19 protein-coding genes are annotated in these 23211 nt (G+C 58.6%); 7 read left to right on the top strand and 12 right to left on the bottom strand.

The features are described from left to right. Positions 1–100: 100 nt before the first annotated feature. On the bottom strand, positions 101–994 hold the full coding sequence (locus AB5Y81_RS04125; RefSeq protein ID WP_017782054.1) for a TraB/GumN family protein: 894 nt from the start codon (positions 992–994) through the stop codon (positions 101–103). An 87-nt stretch (positions 995–1081) separates the two neighbouring features. Here AB5Y81_RS04125 and AB5Y81_RS04120 point away from each other — a divergent pair, with 87 nt between their 5' ends. Then, positions 1082–1414, top strand: coding sequence for a DUF1904 family protein (locus AB5Y81_RS04120; protein WP_065017474.1), 333 nt, complete (start codon positions 1082–1084; stop codon positions 1412–1414). Positions 1415–1571: 157 nt separating this feature from the next. Here AB5Y81_RS04120 and AB5Y81_RS04115 read toward each other — a convergent pair whose 3' ends face one another. The 10 genes from AB5Y81_RS04115 to ltnD all read right to left on the bottom strand — a co-directional run bounded on the left by AB5Y81_RS04115 (position 1572) and on the right by ltnD (position 13613). Then, on the bottom strand, positions 1572–2399 hold the full coding sequence (locus AB5Y81_RS04115; protein WP_279484752.1) for an SDR family oxidoreductase: 828 nt from the start codon (positions 2397–2399) through the stop codon (positions 1572–1574). A gap of 119 nt (positions 2400–2518) precedes the next feature. Further along, on the bottom strand, positions 2519–3964 hold the full coding sequence (locus AB5Y81_RS04110; protein ID WP_017763925.1) for an OprD family outer membrane porin: 1446 nt from the start codon (positions 3962–3964) through the stop codon (positions 2519–2521). Positions 3965–4472: 508 nt separating this feature from the next. Then, the gene (locus AB5Y81_RS04105; RefSeq protein ID WP_279484751.1) at positions 4473–6410 is read right to left on the bottom strand and encodes a methyl-accepting chemotaxis protein; all 1938 of its coding nucleotides are present in this window, start codon (positions 6408–6410) and stop codon (positions 4473–4475) included. Between the two features lie 117 nt (positions 6411–6527). After that, complete coding sequence (locus tag AB5Y81_RS04100; RefSeq protein ID WP_279484750.1) at positions 6528–7424, bottom strand: DMT family transporter; 897 nt, start codon at positions 7422–7424, stop codon at positions 6528–6530. A 94-nt stretch (positions 7425–7518) separates the two neighbouring features. Then, positions 7519–9021, bottom strand: a complete 1503-nt coding sequence (locus tag AB5Y81_RS04095) for a GntP family permease (RefSeq protein ID WP_117404615.1) — start codon at positions 9019–9021, stop codon at positions 7519–7521. Next, positions 9018–9962 (bottom strand): D-erythronate dehydrogenase, encoded by a 945-nt coding sequence (gene denD, locus AB5Y81_RS04090; protein ID WP_279484749.1) that lies wholly within the window; start codon positions 9960–9962, stop codon positions 9018–9020. The genes AB5Y81_RS04095 and denD overlap by 4 nt, the downstream gene beginning before the upstream one ends. 35 nt (positions 9963–9997) lie before the next feature. Further along, positions 9998–10771, bottom strand: coding sequence for a 2-oxo-tetronate isomerase (gene otnI, locus AB5Y81_RS04085; protein WP_279484748.1), 774 nt, complete (start codon positions 10769–10771; stop codon positions 9998–10000). 61 nt (positions 10772–10832) lie between these two features. Continuing rightward, positions 10833–11465 (bottom strand): aldolase, encoded by a 633-nt coding sequence (locus tag AB5Y81_RS04080; protein WP_279484747.1) that lies wholly within the window; start codon positions 11463–11465, stop codon positions 10833–10835. Beyond that, the gene (otnK, locus tag AB5Y81_RS04075) at positions 11458–12708 is read right to left on the bottom strand and encodes a 3-oxo-tetronate kinase (RefSeq protein WP_279484746.1); all 1251 of its coding nucleotides are present in this window, start codon (positions 12706–12708) and stop codon (positions 11458–11460) included. Before otnK ends, AB5Y81_RS04080 begins: the two co-directional genes overlap by 8 nt. Further along, a complete protein-coding gene (gene ltnD / locus AB5Y81_RS04070; RefSeq protein ID WP_279484745.1) occupies positions 12705–13613 on the bottom strand; it encodes an L-threonate dehydrogenase in 909 nt (302 codons plus the stop codon). Before ltnD ends, otnK begins: the two co-directional genes overlap by 4 nt. 255 nt (positions 13614–13868) lie before the next feature. Between ltnD and AB5Y81_RS04065 the strand changes: the two genes are divergently transcribed. Then, entirely contained in the window at positions 13869–14669 is an 801-nt protein-coding gene (locus AB5Y81_RS04065) for a DeoR/GlpR family DNA-binding transcription regulator (protein WP_017763931.1), read from the top strand. Positions 14670–14985: 316 nt separating this feature from the next. After that, positions 14986–16311 (top strand): site-specific integrase, encoded by a 1326-nt coding sequence (locus AB5Y81_RS04060; protein ID WP_201882703.1) that lies wholly within the window; start codon positions 14986–14988, stop codon positions 16309–16311. Between the two features lie 58 nt (positions 16312–16369). Here the strand turns inward: AB5Y81_RS04060 and AB5Y81_RS04055 are convergent, their stop codons facing one another. Continuing rightward, positions 16370–17338, bottom strand: a complete 969-nt coding sequence (locus AB5Y81_RS04055) for a hypothetical protein (protein ID WP_201882704.1) — start codon at positions 17336–17338, stop codon at positions 16370–16372. 294 nt (positions 17339–17632) lie between these two features. Here AB5Y81_RS04055 and AB5Y81_RS04050 point away from each other — a divergent pair, with 294 nt between their 5' ends. The 4 genes from AB5Y81_RS04050 to AB5Y81_RS04035 all read left to right on the top strand — a co-directional run bounded on the left by AB5Y81_RS04050 (position 17633) and on the right by AB5Y81_RS04035 (position 23180). Continuing rightward, a complete protein-coding gene (locus AB5Y81_RS04050; protein ID WP_076362302.1) occupies positions 17633–17809 on the top strand; it encodes an AlpA family transcriptional regulator in 177 nt (58 codons plus the stop codon). Between the two features lie 499 nt (positions 17810–18308). Continuing rightward, the gene (locus tag AB5Y81_RS04045) at positions 18309–18992 is read left to right on the top strand and encodes an inovirus Gp2 family protein (protein WP_201883973.1); all 684 of its coding nucleotides are present in this window, start codon (positions 18309–18311) and stop codon (positions 18990–18992) included. A gap of 373 nt (positions 18993–19365) precedes the next feature. Beyond that, entirely contained in the window at positions 19366–21450 is a 2085-nt protein-coding gene (locus tag AB5Y81_RS04040) for an ATP-dependent endonuclease (RefSeq protein ID WP_201889693.1), read from the top strand. Then, positions 21447–23180, top strand: coding sequence for a UvrD-helicase domain-containing protein (locus AB5Y81_RS04035; protein ID WP_201883175.1), 1734 nt, complete (start codon positions 21447–21449; stop codon positions 23178–23180). Before AB5Y81_RS04040 ends, AB5Y81_RS04035 begins: the two co-directional genes overlap by 4 nt. Positions 23181–23211 lie beyond the last annotated feature (31 nt).

The following is a 23211-nucleotide window of genomic DNA, read 5'->3' as shown; positions in this document are numbered from 1 at the left end:
CTCGATCAAGTCCCCTTGTGGTTATTAAATCGGCAGCCGGATCTGTGAGCGCCCTCCCATATAAAGACCCTGACGGGGCCGGTGTGGCCCCGCCTGCGCCTTATTGGCGGGCCGGCTTGCGTGGACCCGGCTCGGTGAGCGGGGTGATGCGCCAGCCCTGTTGTTCCAGCAGGGCGAGCAGCCCCTGGTCGCCGTAAAGATGCAGCGCCCCTACCACGATGAAACTCTCGTTGGGCAGGGTGGACCACTTCTTCAGCCAGTTGTGGTTGCGCTCCGCCAGCAGGGTCTGTTCCAGCCAGGCCTGCAGTTTGGGCGGCGCCATCTCCGACTTGAGCAGGTCGATGAGGGTCGCCTCGTCCCCCTCTTCCCACGCCTTCATCACTTCGCCAAAGCCGCGCTCGAGCTCGGGCAGTTCGTCCAGGGTGCTCTCCAGCATCAGGGTCTGGTTGTCACCGACGCTGGCGAGGTAGCCGAGCTGCTCGAGCAGGGTCTCGAAGCCGATGATGGGCTTGCCGCCGTCGGTGGCCTGTTTGGCGAAGTGCTGATCCACCCCGAGCGCGCTGCGAAAATCGGTGCGCTCCAGTGCCGCCTGGGTGAGGGTGATGGCGGCGAACCAGGGGCGCAGCGGGGCCAGCATGTTCTCGGTCAGGCCGTTCTGGCCGGCGGCGATGATGGTGCGCCGGTAGAGGTCGAGCGGTATGTGCTCCTTGAGGGTCTTGCCGTCCACCAGCCGGGTGATGGCCCCCATCTCCTGCCACTGCTGCTGGCTGATGTGGGTCAGATCGACCTCCAGCACCAGGGCGCGGCTCTGCAGCCAGGCCCGCTCTATGGGGTCGGGCAGCGGATAGAGCGAGGGCTTGCCCGCGTGGATGGAGCCCAGCAGCCAGTGCTGCTGATCGCCCTTGCTGACCCGATAGAAGGCGGGGTCGGCAAGGGCGCTCAGCGGCAGCAGCAGGCAGAGCAGGAAGGGGAGCAGCAGGCGATGGAGTCTCATGGGGCACCTTATGTCAGCGGATGGCTTCTCTTCGTCACAATAACCCCTATGATAAGTCCTCATTTGTCACAGCCAAGAGGTTTTCCCATGCCCCACCTTCGTTTCCGGGCCGTCACCGTCGACACCCTCAAGCAGATAAGTACCCCCCTGCTGACGGATCTCTGTGCCCTCACCGGGGGCAAACCGGAGTTCGTCACCCTGGAGTGCATCGACAGTCACTGGGTGCGCGAAGGGGAGCGCGAGGCTGGCTTTCCGTTCGTCGAGCTGGTCTGGTTCGAACGCCCGCAGGAGCTGCAGGACGCGGCCGCGGCACTGATCACCCGCCACCTGAAAGCGGTGCTGGGGGAGCAGACCTATGTGGTGGTGCAGGTGCTGCCCATCGTCAAGAGCTGCTATTACAGCAACGGCCAGCACTACTGAGCGGGGACGGCCAGGGATGGCGGCTTGGCTGATTCAAGCCACTCTGGCGCTGCACTCTGATGCCGGTTGGTGGAGATGAGACGAGAGGCGACGATGCGCGTCGTCGCCTCTGGTTGCCAGTAGTGTGCGGGCGTGCCGGGGGGCGAAGCGGTTGCCGTCAGGCCGACTTGGCGAGGATCCGGTCGAGCAGGCGGCTTGGCAACAGGCGGCGCAGCACCCCGAACAGCCGGGTCGGGAAGGTGACCGGGTAGCGGTGTTTTGGGCGCGGGCTGCCGAGTGCATGCAGCAGCGGTGCGATGCAGGCTTCGCTTGGCAGGGTAAAACCGCGGGCACCCCCTTCGCGCTCCAGCCGGCTCAGGGTCTGCTGATAGGCTGCCTGATGGCGGCTGGCGACGGGATCTATGTGGCGCAGGAAGGCGGCGCGGGCATTGGCCCGAAAGCGGGTGTCGATGGGACCGGGCTCGATCAGGCTGATCTGCACGCCGCTGCCGGCCAGCTCCAGGCGCAGGGTATCGGTGTACCCTTCCAGCGCGAACTTGCTGGCGTTGTAGGCGCCGCGATATTTCATGGCCACCAGCCCCAGCACCGAGCTGTTCTGCACGATGCGCCCCTCGCCGGCCGCCAGCATGGCCGGCAGCAGCTGGCGAATGAGGTGGTGCCAGCCGAACAGGTTGGTGCCGAACTGCTCGCGCAGCGCCTGGGTGGGCAGATCCTCCAGCGCGCCGGGCTGGCCGTAGGCGCCGTTGTTGAACAGGCCATACAGGCGGCCACCGGCCAGTGTCTGCGCCTCGGCCGCGCCCCTCTCTATGCTGGCCTCGTTGGCCAAGTCCAGCTCGACGGCCAGCAAACCCAGCTGGCGCAGCTGCTCCACGTCCTCGGCCTTGCGGGCGGAGGCGATGACGGTGTAGCCGTGCTGGCCGAGCGCCTTGGCGGCGGCCAGGCCGATGCCGCTGGAGCAGCCGGTGATCAGAACGAAGCGGGACATGGGCGCATCCTTGTGGTGACGGTGCAGGCATAAGCGCCTGCGGCTTTGCATGTTAACCCGCTGATCAGAAAAAAGAAAACCGGGCCAATCGGCCCGGTTTGCTAACTTCAACCACCTGCTTACAGGATGGTGAACGGCATGATGATGTGGAACTTGACGTCTTTCTCGGAGGCGAAGATGTTGGGGTATTCGGTCCAACCGCCGCCCTGGCTGATGTCGTTGTTGTAATCGGTGTAGTGCAGCTTGAACAGGGTGCCCTTCAGCTTGCCATCCTGCACTGTGTACATGACGTCGAAGTTGGCTGCCCATTCGGTATCTTCACCGTTGGTGGCCTTGGTGCCGTCGCCTTTCTGGATATCCCAGCCGTAGGCACCGGAGACACCGACGGACCAGCCAGGTGCGCCCACCAGGTCATCCAGGGAGCGGGTCACGCCGAAGAACAGCGCTTTTTCGTTGTTGGCGTTCCAGTCGGAGCGGGAGTCCCACCAGATCTCGTTCGCGCCCTGGGAGTTGCCGTAGCCACGGGTCAGACGGGGCAGGTAGTTGCCTTCGTTACCCTCGGCCTTGGTCCACAGACCTTCCAGACGGAAGCCGTACGGACCCATGCCCCAGGCGGCGGTCAGCGCTTGCTGCCATGCCAGGCCGTCGTAAGTCTCGATGTCGGCACCGCCCTTCTGATAGGTCTCGGTGTCGGAGCCGTAGAACTGGTAGCTGGTGGAGAGGCCGCCCAGCACGTCAAACTTGTGGGCCAGCTTGAAGTGGTAGCTGTCCATGTAGTTTTCGGAGTTACCGTAAGAACCGGTAATGGAGGTGCCGTTTTCGAAGGTGTAACGCGCCGCTACACCCTGGATGTAGTCGATGACGTTTTCATCGGCGAACGGATCCATCCATGCCTTGGCGCGGGAGAACTTCTGGGTCTCCTTGTACCAGGGAGATTTGTACTCGTCGGCGATGGCGTAGGTCAGGTAGAGGCCACCGAAGTTACCCTCGATCTGGCCACCACGGTAGGTACCCGGCTGATAGGACCAGTTCACGCCGATCACGCCCGGTACGTAGAGTTGGGTCAGGCCGCCCTTGGCGGTGAGGGCACCGTCCAGCGCCTTGAATTTCAGCGAGGCGTTGGCCAGGCTGAAGCCGCCTTCCGGGGAACCGTCCTTGTAGTTTTCGCCCCATTTGTTGCCGGCGAAGGAGAATTCGTTCTCCTGGTTGACCGGGTGGTTCTCGGTCACGGCCAGGTCATAGGCACCGAAACCGCCCACATCGATACCCACCACGTCCCAGGCGTAGCCGGAGTTGAAGTTCAGGGAGGCCTGGGTGGTGGCGTGGCTCAGGTTGGACTGGTACTTGCCTTCTTTGTTCTTGGCAGTGGGGTCGCCGTCTATACGCTGACGATCACGCTGGAAGTAGAAGAGGCCACCGTTGAGTTTGCCTTCTTCATAGAATTTGCTGGCGGCGGCTGCATAGGCGGGACCTGCTTCGTCGGCAGCCAACACCATACCGGGGGCGAGCATGGCAGCAACGACGGCTGCGCTCAATGCGGCACGTTTGAAGATCACTTTTTCCATTTTGTATTGCTCCTGATTTTATGGACTTAGCTTTTTTTGTCCGGCAGTCAGGCAGGTGCCCGCCGCTCGGTATTGGCATTGCAATCAAGACCCCGAAGGGCAAAAAGTTCGAGTATGTCGGCTGCGGCCGCGACGTCTTGGCACATCTGCGGTGGGTGCAGTTCTGTTCATCACATATTTTGTTTTTTTGTGTTCCGATACTTGGCTATCGGACAGCTCAAGAGTACGTTCGCGGTGCGAAATATCAATGGAAAGTTCCCACCAAGTTTCAAAAATATGACCGAGTGCAAATAATCATGACGCTCGTTGTGGACACTCCCAGCCCGCTCATAACGGCGATGACAACGTTTTCAGATGAAATTGCCGGCCGATCCGGACGGATCGCACTGTGCAGAGGGATCTTTCCTCGTTAACCTGCGGATAACAGATAATTTTGTGCCACAAAAAAAGATAAGCCCCTGCGCGATGGCAGGGGCCGGGTTGGGGGCGCCGGCTGAACCGGCGCGGATCAGGCCTGGTGGCCGAGGATGCGCGGGATCTGGCTGGCTTGGTGGTGGATGTGCTCCGACACCTGCACCGAGAGGCGGCTGCCCTGGCGGGCGTGCTGGCTGATGCGGCCGATGAGATCGGCAAAACTGGCCAGCTTGTGCTCCTGGCTCTTGGCGTTGTCGGCCCCCTGCAGGGCGATGACCGCCGTGCTGCGCGCCATCTCCCGCACCGCCTGGGTGGTCTGGCGCAGCTGCTCCGCCTGTTGACGCTGGGCGGCGGCCTCTGCGGTGATCCGCGCCAGTACTGTGCCGAGCTGATCCCCCGCCTGGGTCAGTCTGGTCAGGATCTCGGTGATCTGGCCAAGGGAGCGCTGGGTATCGGCGGAGAGGTGGCGCACCTCGTCGGCCACCACCGCGAAACCGCGCCCCTGTTCCCCGGCCCGCGCCGCCTCGATGGCGGCGTTGAGCGCCAGCAGGTTGGTCTGCTGGGAGATGTGGCCGATCACGTCGACGATGGCGGTCACATCTTCCACCGAGCGCTTGAGCTGGGCCAGGGCGCCACCACTCTCGTCGATGGCGAGCCCGGTCTGGGCGGTGGCCTGCAACATGCCCCCCACCAGCTGCTCGCTCTGGCTCATGGAGTGCTCGTTGTGCTGGGCGTGCTGCGCTATCTCGGCGGCCACCTGGTGCACCTCGCCGGCCAGCTGGTTCAGCTCGCTCATCATCAGATCGCTCTCGTCCACCGCCTGCTCCGTGGTGCGGGTGCTGTGATGGATCTCCTGCACCTGGTTGACCATTCCCTGCAGGCTTTGCGACACCGCCGACAGCTGGCCCTCTTTCTGCTGCTGATCCTGTTGCAGGCGCAGGATGAGGCGGTTGTAGCTGGCGACGATGTCGGCCAGCTCGTTGCGCTCGCGCCCCTCTGGCAGGGTCTCGGCCTGCCCGGTCTCGTCGAGCTGCAGGAAGGCCGCGCGCAGGCGTAGCAGCGGCCTGACCAGCCAGCGGCGCTGCACCAGCGCAAACAGCAGGGCCACCAGCACCAGACAGAGCGCCAGGCTGCCGAGGATGGCGGCCAGCCGCTGGTTGACCGCCTGGCGGGCGGCGGCCAGTTCGCTGCCCATCTGGCCGGTGGCCTGCAGCATCTGGTCAATGTCCTGCTGCACCGCCTGGCGTGCCTGCTGCTGCTGTTGCAGCGCCTTGCGGCTGTTCTCCAGCTCCTGCGGGTAGCGCTTGAGCAGCGAGATCAGCTCGGCCTTGGGGAGATCCCCCAGTTCCTTGCGCTCCGGCTCCCCCAGGGTGAACTCGTCGGCGGGAGGCGCCTCGAAAAGCGCCAGACTCGGCAGGGCCGCCAGCTGCTCGGCCTGTTTTTGCAGGGCCGCCAGCTCGAATTGCAACCCTTCCAGCAGCTTGGGGCTGGCCTGCTCCATGTAGTTCTGGCGCAGGTGAGCGAGCGCCGGCAGGGCCGCCAGCAGGTCGCCTGCCAGCTGGCGATAGCGCTCGGCGCTGGCCGGGTCGCTCCCCGTCGCCCCTTGCTGACCGTATCGCAGCAGCGCCCTGGCCTGATCGGTCAGCTCGTTCTCGGCATTTTGCAGCAGCCACTGGCTGTTGCCGGAGAGCTTGCCCGCCGCCAGATAGTTGCTGTCGATGCGCGCTCCCATCTGCTCGAGCAAGGTGCGCAGCGAGGTGGTGAGCGCCTCATCCTGTTGGGAGAGCTGGGCGAGCGCCTGCTTGCGCACCCCTTCGGCTTCGGTCAGCCGCAGCGGATCGCCGCTGGCGAGGTAGTCTCGCAGGGTGCCCTGCAGGGTACCGGTGAGCCGCTGCTGCAGTCGTTCGTGCTGGTGCTGGGCCAGCTCGGCCTGGTTGAGCTGTTGCCAGCCGTGCCAGAGGGCAGCGACCTGCACGGCGGCGACCAGCAGCAGAGCGAGAGAAGAGAGGGAGGCATAATGGGCAATTTTCACGGCAGCATTCCTGCTTGTTGAACCACGGCGATGGGCGTCGGCGTGAGCTTAAGCAGCAGAGATGGCGCTTTTATGACAGTCAGCCAGACGACCCGACTGACTGTCGAGAGGGCTGGCTTACGGCCGCAGGGCGGGGGCCTCCTGCTGGTGGCGGGCCGGGGGTTTGCCCAGCATGCCTAGCAGGGCGCCGCCCATGATAAGGGCGCCGGCCAGCAGGTGGCGGGGGGTCAGCTGCTCACCGTTGAGCAGCACCAGCAGCAGGGTGCTCAGCAGCGGCGTCAGATAGGACAGCGCCCCGATCCGGCGCGGATCCCCGTCCCGCAGCGCCAGATACCAGGTGACGAACGCCGCCCCCATGGGGCCGAGTGCCAACCCTATGATGAGGCCCCAGTCACCGGCCGGAATTTGAGCCACCGGCAGCGGTCCCTCCAGCAGCCAGGCCAGCAGCAGCGCCAGCAACCCGGCGGGCAGGCAGGCCGCCGCCGTCATCACCGCCGGGGCCGGCGGCAGCCGGCGCGAGAGCACCGAGTAGGCGCCCCAGACGATGGCGGCCCCCAGCGCCAGCAGATAGCCCGGCAGATAGGCCTGTTGCAGCTGCAGCTCGCCGTTCACCATCACCAGCACCGAGCCGGCCAGACCCAGGGCGCCGGCCAGCAGGTGACGGCCGTGCAGCGGGTGACCCGGCAGCAGCAAGGGGGTGAACAGAATGATGAACAGCGGCCAGAGGTAGTTGATGAGGTTCGCCTCCAGCACGGGGGCGTGGCGAAAGCTCATGAACAGCAGCAGGTGATAGAGCAGCAGGGCGCTGATGGTCACCAGCCAGTTGACCGGACGAGCCCGCCACTGACGCCAGAACGGCAGGGCGCCCGCCCCGCAGAAAAACAGCACCAGCCCCACCAGCACCAGCGGTGACACGCTGGTGACCCGGGAGGTGAGCGCCGCCAGCGAGGCCCACAGCACTATGGTCAGCAGCGCCAGCCCGGTGGACTTGTCCCACCACGAAGTAGCAGACATCCGACACTCCTTTGCAGATGAATGGACAAAAAGAGGGCCAGTCTAGCAGACCGGCCCTCCCTGGTGGCCATACCTCGGTGGTATGGCAGTGCGATTATTTGCTGTCGGCCACCGCGCTGCTGATGGCGGGCAACTGCTGGCGACGCACGCCCCAGATGATGAGCGCCAGCACCAGCAGGGGCAGCAAGGGATCCAGCCAGGTGCCGCCGGAGCCGAACAGCAGGTTGAGCAGGGCGACGCCGGTGCCGCCGATGGCCCAGGCGATGGTGGTCGGGATGGACCAGACGATCATCTGCTGTTTCACGTCCGAGATCCCCATCATGCGGTTGACCACCCAGAACAGGCTGTCGTTGAAGTAGCCGAAGAAGAGCGACCCCATGGTGGCGGCCTGGGCGGCCAGCAGCATGTTGACCCCGGGGATCTGCGCCAGGATGGGGGCGGAGATGGAGGCCGCCGTCACCATGGCCACGGTGCCGGATCCCTGGATGAGGCGCACCAGGGTCGCCACGATGAAGGGGATCAGGATGGGGGAGATGGGCAGCAGGGCGATTTGCTCGGCCAGTTGCTGACCCGCGCCGCTGTCGCGCAGCACGGCCCCCAGCGCCCCGCCGGCCCCCGTCACCAGCAGTATGATGCCGGCGGATTGCAGCCCCTCCTCGAGGCGAGCGGCGGTGGCGTGCCTGTCCATGTGCGGCACCAGGGTGTAGACCGCCAGCAGCACGCTGATGGCCAGCGCTATGATGGGGGTACCGATGAAGTTGATGCCCTGCACCAGCGGGTTCGCCATCAGGCCGTCCATCCCCTCCAGGGTGGCGAGGGTGGTGAAGATGGCCTTGAGGAAGATGAGCACGATGGGAACCAGGATCGGCAGCAGCGACAGGGTCAGGCTCGGCAAGGTCTTGCCCTCCTTCTCCTTGAGGTACTGCTCATAGGTGACCTGCAGCTCGTCCGGGGTCTTTTGCACCTGCTGGGCAAATTCGGGATATTTCTTGTCGAGCCACTGGGCGTAGAAGACGATGCCCACCACGCAGGGGATGGCCAAGGCCATGCCCATCAGCAGCATGGCGCCTATGTCCACCCCAAACAGGCCGGCCACGCCGAGCGGGCCCGGAGTCGGCGGCACAGTGTGGTGAGTCACCACCAGGCCACCCGCCAGCGCCACCCCCAGGGTGAGCAGGGAGCGCTTGCCGCTTTTCGCCAGCGCCTTGGCCACCGGATAGAGGATGACGAAGGCGGAGTCCACGAAGATGGGGATGCTGACGATGTAGCCGGTGATGGCCAGCGCCCACTCTTCACGCCGCTTGCCAAGCCACTTGATGAAGCTGTAGGCGATCTGCTCGGCGGCCCCCGACACCTCCAGCAGGCGGCCCATCATGACCCCGAGGCCAATGACGATGCCGATGCTGCCGAGGGTGGAACCAAAGCCCTGGGTGATGACTGTGAGGGTCTTGTCGATGCTCATGCCACCGGTGATCCCGGCGATGCAGGCCGCCGCCAGCATGGCGATCAGGGCGTGCACCCGGGTGCGGATGACCAGAAACACCAGCACGAAGACGGCGATGATGAGACCTATGATGGGGGTTGGGATGTCGCTCATGATGCCTCCTGCATGTCATGGGTGATGAAACTGTCGATGATCTCGGCAAACGTCCTGTCTGCCGCGAAGCCGAGGGCGCTGGCCCGCTGGTTGTCGATGCGTCCCGGCCAGCTCGCCACGATGCGCTCGATGGCCGGGTCGGCTGCAAATTGCACTCGATCCCGCGCCGCCTGGCCGCCTGCCTGGGTCAGCGCCGTCAGCATCTCGCCGACGGTGACGCTGATGCCGGGCAGGTTGATGCTGCGGGCATCCCCCTTTGGCAGGGTGGCGGCCAGCAGGAAGTTGGCCACCACGGTGGCGGGGCTCGAGAGCCAGAGGCGCAGCTCCGGGCTCACCGGGCAGAGGGCGTTCTCTCCTTGCAGCGGCTCGCGGATGATGCTGCTGACAAACGACGAGGCGGCGCGGTTCGGCTTGCCAGGCCGCACGCAGATGGTGGGCAGACGCAGCGCCAGGCCGTCGACGTAGCCCTTGCGGCTGTAGTCGTTGACCAATAGCTCCCCCATCGCCTTCTGGGCGCCGTAGGAGGAGGTCGGAGTGAGGGCGGTGCCGTCGTCCACCAGTTCCGGCAGCGGACCGCCGTAGACGGCCAGCGAGCTGGTGAACACGAAGCGGATGCCTGGGCGGGCGTGACGGCACGCCTCCAGCAGGCTGCGGGTGGTGTCCAGATTGACCTGCCAGCCGAGATCGAAGTCTTGCTCCGCGTGGCTGCTGACGATGGCGGCGAGGTGATAGACCACGGCGGTGCGTTCGCTGATGAGGGACTCGGCTACCCCGGGGGCGGTCAGATCCGCCTGCAGGCAGCGCACTCGCGGGTCGGCCAGGGTTGGTGGCTCCTGAATGTCAACCAGCAGCAGCTCGCTGAAGGGTAAGGAACTGTGCAACAGGGCGCGGGCCAGCTTCTGTCCCAGAAAGCCGCCTCCACCGGTGATGATGATCTGCATTTTGCTATCCTCAGACTCGTTCGTGTGTAGGGTCGTTATTGTTGTGCCAGCCAGGTCAGGCCTTGCCGGGTGTTGCCTCTGGGGTTGTATTCACAGCCGATCCAGTCGTGGTAGCCCGCCTGCTCCAGCACCTTGAACAGGTGCGGGTAGGCGATCTCCCCCTCGTCCGGCTCGTGGCGATCCGGTACCGAGGCGATCTGGACGTGGCCGATGGCCGGGCCCAGCTTGCCGATGAGACGGGTGAGATCTCCGTCCATGATCTGGGCGTGGTAGAGATCGAGCTGTACCCCCACGTTGGGCCTGTCTATCTCCTGCACCAGGGCCAGGGCGTCGAGCTGGTGGGCCAGGAAGTAGCCGGGTACATCCCGATCGTTGAGAGGCTCGAGCAGTACCTTGATACCGTCTTCGGCCAGGAAGTCGGCGGCGAAGCGGATGTTGTCGATCAGGGTCTGGCGGTGGGCTGCCAGGCTCTGTGCCGGATCCACGATGCCGCTCATGGCGTGCACCTTGCTGCAACCGAGCGCCAGAGCGTAGTCGCGCACGCTTGGCAGGTGGGCGCGAAATTCGGCCTCCCGCCCCGGGATGGCGGCCATGCCGCGCTCCCCTGCCGCCCAGTTGCCCGGCGGCATGTTGAACAGCGCTTGGGTCAGACCGTGCAGTTGCAACTGGCGCCCCAGCTCGGCGGCCGGCCACTCGTAAGGGAACAGAAACTCCACCGCGGCGAAGCCGGCCTCGCGGGCCGCCGCGAAGCGCTCCAGAAACGGCTGCTCGGTAAACAGCATGGTGAGGTTGGCGGCAAACTTGCTCATGATGTGATGCTCCTCAATACGTTGTTTTTGTATCGGGTCAGAGGGACGGACCAGAGTTGGCTCATGGCTTCAGACTCCTCAATTCGTCGATCTCGGGTTTGCTCAGGTAGCGGATCCGCTGGCCGTGCAGCAGCAGGGCGAGGCGGGCCGTCTCCTCCAGCTCCTCCATGTTGTTGACCGCGTCCACCAGATCCTTGCCGGTCACCACGGGGCCGTGGTTGGCCAGCAGGAAGGCGTTGCCTTCGGGGGCGCGGCGCCCTAGCTCCTCGGCGATGCGGGCATCCCCCGGCTTGTAGTAGGGAATGAGCGGCAGCTGGCCGACCCGCATCACGTAGTAGGGGGTGAAGGGGCGGATCACATTGGCCGGATCCAGTCCCTCCAGGCAGGAGAGGGCGGTCAGGTGGGTACAATGCAGGTGCACCACGGCCTGGCAGTCCGGCTTGTTGTGGTAGATGGCGAGGTGGAAGGCCACCTCCTTGGAGGGGCGATCGCCCCCCAGGTGCTCGCCACTCATGCTCACCCGGGCGAGACGCGCAGGATCGAGCCGGCCGAGGCAGGAGCCGGTCGGGGTGGCGAGCAGGGTGCCGTCCGGCAGTTTGGCGGAGAGGTTGCCGGCGCCGCCGGTGGCATAGCCTCGCTGGAAAAGGGATGCGCCCAGCATCACCATGGTGTCGCGTAGTGCCTGTTCAGTCATGGAAAAACTCCTGTGCCCGGCTGAAGAAGGTCTCGTCACCGAAGTTGCCCGATTTGAGGGCCAGCGAGAGGGGGGCGTCGGTGGCTCGCACCCAGGGCACGCCGGGGGCGATCTGCGGGCCTATGTGGAAGGCGGCGACGCCGAGGGCCTGGGTGACCCGGCTCGAGGTCTCGCCGCCGGCGATGATGAAGCTGTCTATGCCGGCGGCGCGCAGCAGCACGGCGAGGCGGGCAAAGCACTGCTCCACCGCCTCGCTCGCCGCGTCGCGGCCATGGCGGGCCTGGATCTCGGCCAGCCGATCCGGGCTGGTGGTTGCGTGGATCATGGGGGCGGGTGACGAAGGCTGATCCAGCACCCAGCGGGCCAGCTCGGCCGGGTAGTCGGCTTGCGTCAGGCAAGCGACCACGTCGAGGGCCAGTGCCGGTGCCAGCTCCCGATAGCGGGCCACCTGGCGATTGGTCATTTCTGAGCAGGAGCCCGACAGCACCACGGCGCGGGTGCCGAGCGGTCTTCCCGCGGCGCGGGCGGCGGCCGGATTGCCGTTGCCGAGCAACCTGGCCAGACCGATGGCGAGCCCGGAGCCGCCGGTCACCAGCGGCATCTCGATGGCGGCCGCGGCGATATCCAGCAGGTGCTGCTCGGTGAGGGTGTCGACCACGGCATAACGCACACCAGCTTGTGTTAGCTGCTCGAAGGCGTCGGCAATGGCATCAGGGCCCTGCGCTATGGTGGTGAAAGGCACCAGTCCGGCGCGGCCCGTCCCCTGGGCTTCCATCAACCGCAGCAGGTTGCTGTCGGTCATGGGGGTGATGGGGTGGTGGCGCATGCCCGACTCGGCCAGCGGCTGGGAGCCGACAAACAGGTTGCCCTGATAGACGGTGCGACCGTTCACCGGCAGGGCCGGGCAGATCAGGGTGAATCGGCTCTCCAGTGCCGCCAGCAGGGCATCGGTGACCGGACCAATGTTGCCGGCCGCCGTGCTGTCGAAGGTGGAGCAGTACTTCTGATAGATGCGCGGGCAGCCGCGCGCCTTGAGCCAGTCGAGGGCCGCCAGCGAGTCGCGTACCGCTTCGTCCGCCGGGCAGGAGCGGCTCTTGAGGCTGATCACCACGGCATCGATCCCGCTGAGATCCACCGCCGGCGGGATGCCGGCAAGCTGGAGGGTGGCGAGGCCGTTTTCCACCAGAAAACCGGCGATGTCGGTGGCCCCGGTAAAGTCATCTGCAATCACGCCCAGTTTCATCGTGCCTCCTCCGTGCCTGGCAGGGTGATGCCGTCGAAGATCTTGATGACGGCGCTGTCATCCTCCTTGCCGTGGCCGGCGTTGCTGGCGGCGAGGAACATGTTGAGGGCGGTGCTCGCCAGCGGCAGCGGGAAGCGCAGCTCTCGCGCCGTGTCGGCCACCAGGGTGAGATCCTTGACGAAGATGTCCACCGCCGAGCGGGCCTGATAGTCGCCGGTCAGCACCCGGGCCATGCGGTTTTCGAACATCCAGGAGTTGCCGGCGGCGTGGGTCACCACGTCGTACATGAGGTCGAGCGAGATGCCGGCCCGGCTGGCCAGCGCCATGGCCTCGGCGGCCACGGCGATGTGCACGCCGGCCAGCAACTGGTGAACGATCTTGACCGTGCTGCCCTGGCCCGGTTCGCTGCCGACCCGGTAGACCTTGCCGGCCACCGCATCGAGCACAGGAGCCAGCTTGTCGAAGGCGGCATCGGCGCCGGCGGCCATCACCGTCATCTCGCCGGCCTCGGCCTTGATGGCGCCGCCGGAGACCGGGGCGTCCAGCATCGGCAGATCCAGCTTGGCCAGCTCGCGGGCCAAGCTTGCGGCCTCTTCTGCGGCTATGGTGGAGGAGATCATGATGCCTGTGCCCGGTTTGAGATGTGCGGCGAGGCCGTGCTCGCCAAACAGGATCTTGCGCACCTGAACGGCATTGACCACCAGCAGCAACACCGCATCGAGCGTCTCCGCCAGGGGGCGGGCATCGGCCATGACGGCGGCGGCACCGGCCTGTTGCAGCCGGTTGCGCGCCTCTGCATTGAGATCGATGCCGTAGGTGGTGAGCCCGGCCCGCAGGCAGGAGCGGGCGGCGCCCATGCCCATGGCGCCCAGGCCGATGACGGCAACGTGATAGGGTCTGCTCATCTGTCAGTTCCTCGATTACAACGAATGAACCGATAGTAGGGGCTTGTGGTGGTGAAATATCAGGCAGGTGTCACAAAATTTAACTTCAATGGTGTTAATTTTTGTTATTAAAAGCGATGAGGAGCCGATTGAGTGACTTTGGTGGCGGTTATGATGTGATTTGTTGTGAACTGTGAGCCTTGATTTGCTTTTTTATCAAAATTTCCCATCCCGCTGGGGTAACATGGGTGCTCGTTTTAGCGTTACGGATTGCCCATGATCCCCGTAGAGAGACAGCAACAGATCCTGCACCTGCTGGCCGAGCGCGGTGCCGTCAGCATCACGGAACTGACCGAACGGCTGCAGGTATCCCACATGACCATCAGGCGCGATATCCAGAAGCTCGAAGAGCAGGGGCGAGTCCTCTCGGTGTCGGGGGGCGTGAGCCTCTCCGAGCGGATCAAGAGCGAGCCCTCCCACGCCACCAAGCGCAGCCTGATGCAGGAGGCGAAGCTCGCCATTGCGCACAGTGCCGCGGCGCAGGTGGCCGCGGGCAGCTCCGTCTATCTGGATGCGGGTACCACCTCCCTCGAGCTGGCCCGCGAGCTGGCGCCGCGGGAAGACTTGATGATAGTGACCAACGATTTCATGGTGTGCGCCTACCTGATCGAGCACGGCCGTGGCCGCCTCTACCACACCGGCGGGCAGGTCATTCGGGAGAACCAGTCCTGCGCCGGCGAGGCGACCGCCCACTTCCTGCGCAATCTGCACCTTGATGTGGCCTTCTTGTCGGCCTCCTCCTGGGATGCCCTGGGGATCTCCACTCCCAGCGAGCAGAAGGTGCCGGTCAAGCGCGCCGTGGTGGAGGCTGCAGCGACCCGAATACTTATCTGCGACTCCTCCAAATACGGCAAGGTGGGTACCTTCAACGTGGTGGGCTGGGAAGCAATCGATCAGGTCATCAGCGACGGGCAACTGCCCGAGAGTGCGCGCGAGGTGCTGGCCCAGCACGGTGTCAGGCTCACGTTGGTTCCGCTGGGAGGGGATGCACACTATTCCACTGAGCTGGCAGGCTAGTCCGGGCTGGGTCGGTGGCGACGGGCTGCCGACGTACTCGCCATCGGCCGAACGGCGGCCTTGGCCAAAAACGAGCAAGGGGTTGGCATCATGACGATGCCAACCCCTTGTTTTGTATGGCGTTCCCGACTGGAGTCGAACCAGTGGCCTGTCCCTTAGGAGTCCAGAAATTATTAGTTTCATATAGAATCAGTTGGTTTTATACGAAATGTTTTTTTGATTAAAAACAGCTGGTTACATAATATGTCTGTATCAAGGGGTTTCATAAAGTCTCACTCCAATGCACTGCACTGGAGGGGTACGGGGAGGGGTACGGATGGCGATAAGTAAAGACTTGGAGATCTCGTCACTCAAGCCAGTTGAAGGGGTTAAAGTGAAACGCTATGCGATTCAATCGAAGCATGGTGGCGGGCTCAAAATAGAAATCCGTGAAAGTGGCCTCAAGCGTTTTGTATATCGCTTCAAGATTGGTGGTAGTGAAGGAGAATTGTTGCTGGGGAGTTATCCTGCCCTGACTCTGGCTAAAGCCAGAGAGGAGCATGGGAAAGCGTTGCTGCTTGTGAAGCGGGGCATTGATCCCACCAAGTTTGCGGCGCAAGAAAAGGCTAAAAATGAAACGGCCCTGACGATGGATCAGTTGCTTGGACGATGGCTTGATGCACAGCGTGTTGCTCAGGTCGTCAAACCCAAAACCCTCCAATGCCATCAGGATCGTTGGAATCGTCATCTCAAGAAGACTCTGGGCAACATTCGCTTAATCGATCTGACTCGTGCCCACTTGGCACAAGCGTTAGAGATAACTAGGCGTGCAACAAAAGACGAAACCCGTAAAGGGTTGGGAACGCTTAACCAGATGTTAGATTATGCAGTGGTTCACTGTCTGCTTGAGGCCAACCCTGCGAGACTGTTGCGCCCAAAAGATTTTGGTGCCAGTGCTGGCTCGCCAAGAGAGCGATGGTTGACCGTCCCCGAATTGCGCAGGTTATGGAAGGCGATAGATGAGGATCTTGGGAGTGGTGGTAGCTTGGCGGCCGGAGGGCGTGGTGTTTCTCGCCATGCAACGATTTCTATACCTGCTGCGAATGCGATTAAGTTATTAATACTGACCGGATGTCGTAGAGGTGAAGTCGCTAATATGCGTTTTTCACAGATAAAAGATGATATATGGACTATACCTGAAACCAAAAATGGTAGAGCTCATACTGTCTTTATTTCCCCTCAGGCGAAATCGGTCATTGAAGAGCAGGCGCAGTATGCCAATGGTGATTTAGTATTCGAATCTGATCGTCCAAAAACAGATGAAATCGAGCCGATTTTAGTTGATTCCATTACTCGGGCTCTAAGGCGATTCATCGCACGATGTTTACCTGATATGGACCCATTTACTGTCCATGATTTGCGGCGTAGTGCGGCTACTAACTGGGCTGAAAGGCTAGGTGTTGAGGAAAGAGTTATTGAGCTTTGCTTGAATCACACCCCCATTAACAAACTTATTAGAACTTATCACCGTTCACGTCATACCGAGAAAACCCGACTTGTCTGGATTAATTGGGGGAGACTGGTAGCTGATGAGGTGATGCAAGATCCTGTTACTGAAGCAGCAGTTAATAACGTTGTGAAGGTGAGCTTTAATAGAAAGTAAATGTGGCTATGATGATTTTTAGTGATGGACTGAATGATTTAATCATTCAGTCCATTTTTTATATTGCGCACCGTTTTGCGTATGCCTCTCTAATCAACTCTTCTATGATGGTATTTTTATTTTTCTGTTCCATTTGGCTTAGTTCGTCAAGAATATTACCTATATCTTTACTCATGTTAATGCTGTATTGTTTCTTTTCTAGATTTTTATCACGATATACTTTTTGGCTCCATGCCTTCTTGATGTTGGAAACTAAAAGTTTATATCTATCAATATTAGTGATGCTTAATACATCTAAAAATGAAACAAGATCATCTTTTTGAGCTGATGTACCATTTAAAACTAATGGGACATAATCTATTTCTTTATGCTCAAGATATTTGTGTAGCCATGTTGTTTTTTCCTTGTTTTGTTTGTTAAGCCAAAACTTAACATCATCATTTTTCATTGCTGATTCAGCAGATTCGGATATGGCTCGTACTAATTTTTCCTTTTCTATTTTGTTGCAAGGTAGTCTGTTGATAAGTGCAGTTATATCCTGCGTACTTATTTCAGTATTCCATTTTTTATTAGTGTGTGTGTGCGTTTTTATGTTTTCATCGAGTATTGATGGGCTCAATAAAAACACGCACTTATGTTCTAGTTGTTGGTCTTTTTTTTCTATGGATATACCTAAGTGACTCAAAAATCTCCATGTGAAGTAATGCAGCCTCGTATTTTTATTATCTAGCCAGTAATAATGTTTTTCTGTAAGGCATCTTGTGTGAAATTCATCCAGTAAAGTGTCAATCCATTTTTCAAGTCCATTAGGTCGTTCATTTCTTACATTGTAGTTATGCATAAAAGCAAAAGCACTAGCAGTATTGCAGGCATCTTTTAAATTCTTGATTAGTATATGGCGAGGTGGTGTATCTACAGCTTGAGCTTGATTGATTTGACCTGTTCTATACCAGAGGTAGTCCACAAAAATAGGGTCATCTAATTTCTTATAAACTTGCACATCCACACCATTATCATGAATTGCCATAATACCCCCCCTTAATCTACATTGTAGTGTTTTGTGTTGATTTATGGTTGCGTTTAGTGTGTGATTTTTCATGGTATTTTTCAAGCTTTTATTGTTGCTTATGTTGGCGGGATGACCTGTGAGTGCATGGCTCAGGCTCTGCAATCTAACCTACTTAGTGGCATTGAAGCACTCTGGGAAAACTAGTGATTGTTTCTTCTGCATGGCTAATCGGCTTAGGGGCAATGTGAGAAGCTATAAACGTAAATATTAACATTGTTGGTCCAGCTATGGAAAAATAGCCGGATCCAAAAAATGAAACTAATCAAACTCAAAGAAGTCACGGAAATGACGACGCTATCCAAAGCGACAATTTATCGTTTGATGAGCAAAGGGGAGTTCCCTGGTGTCGTTCGTTTAGGGCCTAGAGCGGTCGCTTGGATGCAGAGTGAAGTAATAGAATGGATTGATTCGAAGGCATCTGCTAGATAGGAGAGGGCAAGCTAAGTTCAGAGTAATTTTCTTGCTTTAATAACCGGTATTACTGGGGTTTTATTTAAAATAATCACGTATTTCCCGGTGATTAAGGAGGTCGATAAGTCCGGTAATAGTAATATATACACACAAGGTGTATACCAAGGTAGAGGGTGTAGGAGATATATCGAGGGAGAGGGTGATACACCGTCAGAGTGTATCACAGAGTATACCAACGAGAACATGTGATATACACGAAGTGTATACCAATCAGATATACATCAGGCTTGTACGTCAGATACAAGCCATTAGCCGTATACATCGGCATAGCGCAGCATATGCAAAGCACAGAGTGCTAAATGCAGGTTGGTATATCAACCCACTAGGTTGATAATAGAGCAAGGTATCAGTTGGCTGTAAAGTTTTACGCAGCAGTCCTCATTAATGACGATGAGTACTGTCACCTGAGCATCTAACCAACTGGCATGGGTATTCCATGTAAATCATAGGGCCGTATATGAAATCAAATGGCGGGTATTGTTTAATAGGCAACGAGCTAGACAACTTGCAAGTTGTGGCTGAAGCCGAGCATGGTAAAATATCCTTGGAACAACTGAAAACATCCGTGGAGGTAATCATAAACTTTTTGAATAAACATCCACGAGTATTTGCTGTACGCGTTGATCTGCGTTTCCCTCATATACCAGTTATGGATGATCCGGACATGCCGACAAGCTTTCCACCGGAGGTAGAAGAGGAAAAGGTTATTACGCGCTTTATTGCTTCACTAAAAAGCCAGATACATGCGTTACGTCATCGTAAGGGTAAGACTGGTAAACCATTCTTCTTGGGTTATATCTGGGTAAAGGAGCAAGTAACAAGCCAGCACCCTCATTATCACGTGGTGCTACTATTTAACCGAGATGATTACGGTTATCTTGGTGATTACGCTAATTTTGATGCGGATAACATGGCTACGCGTATTCGTAAAGCTTGGTGCAGAGCATTGAGGCTTGCATACCCTGACTATGCGTCTTTGGTTCATTTCCCTCCTGACGCAGAGTATCGATTTGATCGCAGAGATGCAGTTCTGCACAATGAGAAATTTTATAAATTCTTGGAGAGGATTGGATATTTCTTTAAATTGCGTTCGAAAGTAGAAGGTGGACGTAATTACGGGCGTAGTGAACGGATAAGGTAATGTTCACACTTAATTCACTGGCTCTAGTGGGGATGCTTGGCCATTCAAATTCAATTCGGGAGTTTCTACTCCCGGATCTGTTGAGCAAATTCCCCTTGTTGACTGTCATCAGACACTTTAGCGTAGATGCTTGCCGTAAACTTGGTAATAAACTCCCGCCAAATCCTCAGGAGCTGAAGATCTAATCCACATGTTTTTATAGGTGTTAGAAGCCAGCAATTGTGAACCAGAGCAAGCCGCGTAAGCCCACAGTGGTATACCATGGTTTCATTTGATTATATCACAGCATGTGAGCCACAACGTATTCACATGACTTACAGCGCGTGCAAGCCCAGCGGTACAGGTGCTGGTTAGCTCTATCGGGAGAAATTGAATGCAGATTGAAAAGGTTCGGATTGAGGGATTCCGGCTCCTTCAAGATGTTGAAGTCATGCTAGAGAAAAGCTCCACGGTAATCGTAGGGCGCAACAACAGCGGAAAGACATCGTTCACCGATATTTTTGATCGTTTTACCGGAGAGACCGGGGCACGGTTTCGCTTGGAAGACTTCTCGGCTAGTCAGCGAGAACGATTCTTCGAGGCAAAGACGCTGAGAGAAGAGGGAGCAAAACCAGAAGATGTACTCGCCGTGCTCCCAAAGATCTCTCTTACGCTAACCTTTCGCTATGACTGTGCAGCTACGAATTTTGGGCCTCTTTCGCCATTCGTGATTGATTTGGATATTGACTCCACCACAGCCATTGTTCGCGTCGAGTACAAAGCGACGCTGGCAACCCTCCACACTCTGCTCGATGTACCTGCCGAGCCAGAAGGTGTCGAGTCAAGAACACACTTCTTCCGCTCATTACGCGGTACCTTGCCTAAGGCATACAACATTCACGTGTTCGCCATCGACCCCACGGATGATACCAATCGGCGTGATTTTGAGGGTACGGCCGCACTAGCGGCTTTACTGCAGTGCAATTTCGTTCGAGCACAAAGAACGCTCGACCATGCGAAGCATGGCGACGCAGATGTCATTGGCAAACTGCTCAGCGCGCTATTCAAGACCGCTTCCGCACCTACGGCCGCAGCAGGAGATCAGGATCTGGCGGCAAAGCTGAAGGCGTCAGTCGAAGGCATCGAACGCAGCATTCAAGGTAACTTCGATGAAATGCTGAAGAAGCTGCTGCCTGCCATGGAAGTTCTGGGCTTTCCAAGCCTCAACGATACCGAGCTTCGGCCCGAGACCTCATTGAATGTTGAGGCCCTGCTTTCGGACCACACAAAAGTGGTCTACACCGGCACAGACGGGGTACATCTTCCGGAAGGCTATAACGGCCTCGGCACTCGCAATCTGATCTACATGTTGTTGCAGCTCGAAAGCTACCACAAGGCCTACCGAGCCAAGGCAACCCGCCCAGCCACACATCTAATCTTCGTCGAAGAGCCTGAGGCTCATTTGCATCCGCAGATGCAAGAGGTTTTCATCAGTCAACTGAATGCCGCCATTAGAAAGCTGTCGGCGAGCTACCCCGAAGAAGCTGCGTGGAGCGTTCAGTTCGTCATCACGACGCATTCTCCGCATGTTGCAAATGCCGCATCGTTTGAAGCAGTACGGTATTTCCTAAATGAGTCGCCGAGCCAGGCAAATGCTCGTCAGACCAAGGTTAAAGATTTCAAGAAGGGCATGAGCAGTATCTCTCCCGACGACCAGAACTTCCTGCACCAGTACATGACATTGACCAAGTGCGATCTGTACTTTGCGGACAAGGCCATTATGGTCGAGGGGACGACGGAGCGGCTGCTGATGCCTCGGCTGTGCGAATTGGTTGATAGGTCGCTCGACGACAAGCACAAGCTGGCCAGACAGTACGTGACCTGCGTCGAGGTCGGCGGAGCTTATGCGCACATCTTCTATCCACTCCTCGACTTTCTCGAACTCAAGACCTTGGTCGTCACCGACCTGGACTCAACCAAACCTGTTGAAAAGCAGAACAAGAAAGGAAAAACGATTACGACTTGGGACAAGTGCCCTGTGGCTGAAGGCAAGCGGACGTCGAACGCGGCTATCAAGGAATGGTTTCGCCCCGAAGATACCGATGGAAAGGATGACTGGCAAATCACTCCTGCCGAGCTTATTGCCAAGACTGCCGAAGAGAAGCAAAGCGGTTACCGTCGCATTGCCTATCAGATAGCAGAGAAGCCTGGTACGAACGTATGCGCCCGCAGCTACGAAGACGCGCTCGTCTTAGCAAACCCGGATCGATTTGAGTGGCCAAAGGAACAGGACGAGGCCACTGAAGCGTGGGAGATCGCCCAGGGGCTCGCGAAAGCGGATACGGCCTTGCGGTTCGCCATTCGCGAGAAAGAATGGGTGGTACCCCGCTATATCCAGGAAGGCTTGGCATGGCTTTCCGCCCCTCCTCCTCCACCCACACAGAACGTTGAAGCGCCAGCCAAGGAGGAGGCAATATGACTAAACCTGACGAGAATCCCGCACTCATCGCTGCACAAGAGGCTCAAAGAAAGATCAATGAGGCTCTTGATGCGGGTCACAGCTTTCGCCTTGAAGCTGGTGCCGGCGCAGGCAAGACGTATTCCCTGGTCGCCGCGCTGAAGCGATTGATTGCGGAGCGAGGCCCAGCCTTGATCCGAGCGGGGCAAAAGGTAGCCTGCATCACCTACACCGAAGTTGCCCGTAATGAGATTGCTCAGGAGATTGAGGATCATCCCGCTATTCTGGTCAATACCATCCATGGCTTCTCGTGGGCATTCCTACGCCAGTTTCAGAAGGCGCTACGTGACCTCGTGGGGGAAATGGAGGATAGGAAAGAGAAAGTCGAACAAGGCGGAGGTATTGGCTCAAAGCCTGTGGATTACGACCTGGGATTCTTCGGCGTCGACATGGACAGAGTCACGCTGAGTCACGACGACATCCCAGAGATGATGGCCAAGCTTCTACAGAAGGAAAAATTTCGACGCATCTTGACCCAGCAGTTTCCAGTGATTTTTATCGACGAGTATCAAGATACCCATCGCCAATTCATGGAGGCGATTAACGAGCACTTTTTAAAGCCCGAAACCGGGCCCCTCGTTGGTCTATTTGGGGACCACTGGCAAACCATTTATCGAAGTGAATACGAGCTCGCGGAGTATCCGATCAAAGAAATTGCCAAAGGCTCCAACTTTCGGTCGGTTCCCGCAGTCGTAGATGTGCTGAATAAGCTGCGCCCTGAACTACACCAAGCCGTTCATGACCCCGAGGCAAAGGGCGAGGCGCGCTTCTTTCACACCAACGCTTACAAAGGTCAACGGACAAATGACAGGCACTCCAAAGAGGATCTGCCACCTGATTTGGCCCGATGCACTCGGGAAAATTTGATGCAACGGCTGCAAGCCGAGGGCTGGGACCTGAGCAGGACGAAGGTACTGATGCTTACCCACAACGTCCTAGCCGCTGAACAGGGCTATCCCAACCTCGCTGAGGTATTCAGTGGCCGTAACGATCTGTTCGTAAAAAAGGAAGACCCGACGATCAAGTTCTTTGCAGAAGTCGTTGAACCCATATGTGCAGCCTACGGCGCATCTCGCTACGGCGATATGTTCAGGGCATTCGGATCCGGTCCTGCGATAGCCAAACATGAAGACAAAGCCTGTTGGCGTCGCGACATGGATGCTCTCCAGAAGCTGCGTGCAGAAGGCACGGTCGGACAGGTCATTGACCACCTGAAGGTGACAAGACGTCCATCGCCACCAGACCGCGTATTGCGGCGTGACGAAGAACTCATCGCACTAAACGGCGACCCCATACCTGAGGATGCGTCCGCACTTATGCGGTACAGCAAGCTGCGGGACATTCCTTACGGAGAGGTCGTCGAGGTGATCAAGTTCATCGAAAAGCAAACCGCCTTTGCTACGCAACATAGCGTCAAGGGCTCGGAGTTTGAGAACGTTCTTGTAGTGCTGGGAGGCGGCTGGAACCACTATAACTGGCCACAACTACTCGAGCTAATTGAGACAAATGCGCTGAATGCAAAAAACACGAAGGGCTTCTATCGTGCTCGTAATCTCTTTTATGTATCCATCTCCCGACCTATGACGCGACTCGCCGTGCTGGCCACACAGAGCATGCCGGATACAGCTCTCGCAGCGGTGAATCGTCTTTTTGGACATGACAATATCGAAGAGCTTATTATTGCCGAATAGATGTTTCATACTGGCGTGCACAATTTCTTGT

The organism is Aeromonas sp. s2, from assembly GCF_040907935.1.
Lineage (GTDB): Bacteria > Pseudomonadota > Gammaproteobacteria > Enterobacterales > Aeromonadaceae > Aeromonas > Aeromonas dhakensis.
Note: the sequence above shows the minus strand (reverse complement) of the source record. Positions and strands in the feature narration are given on the sequence as shown.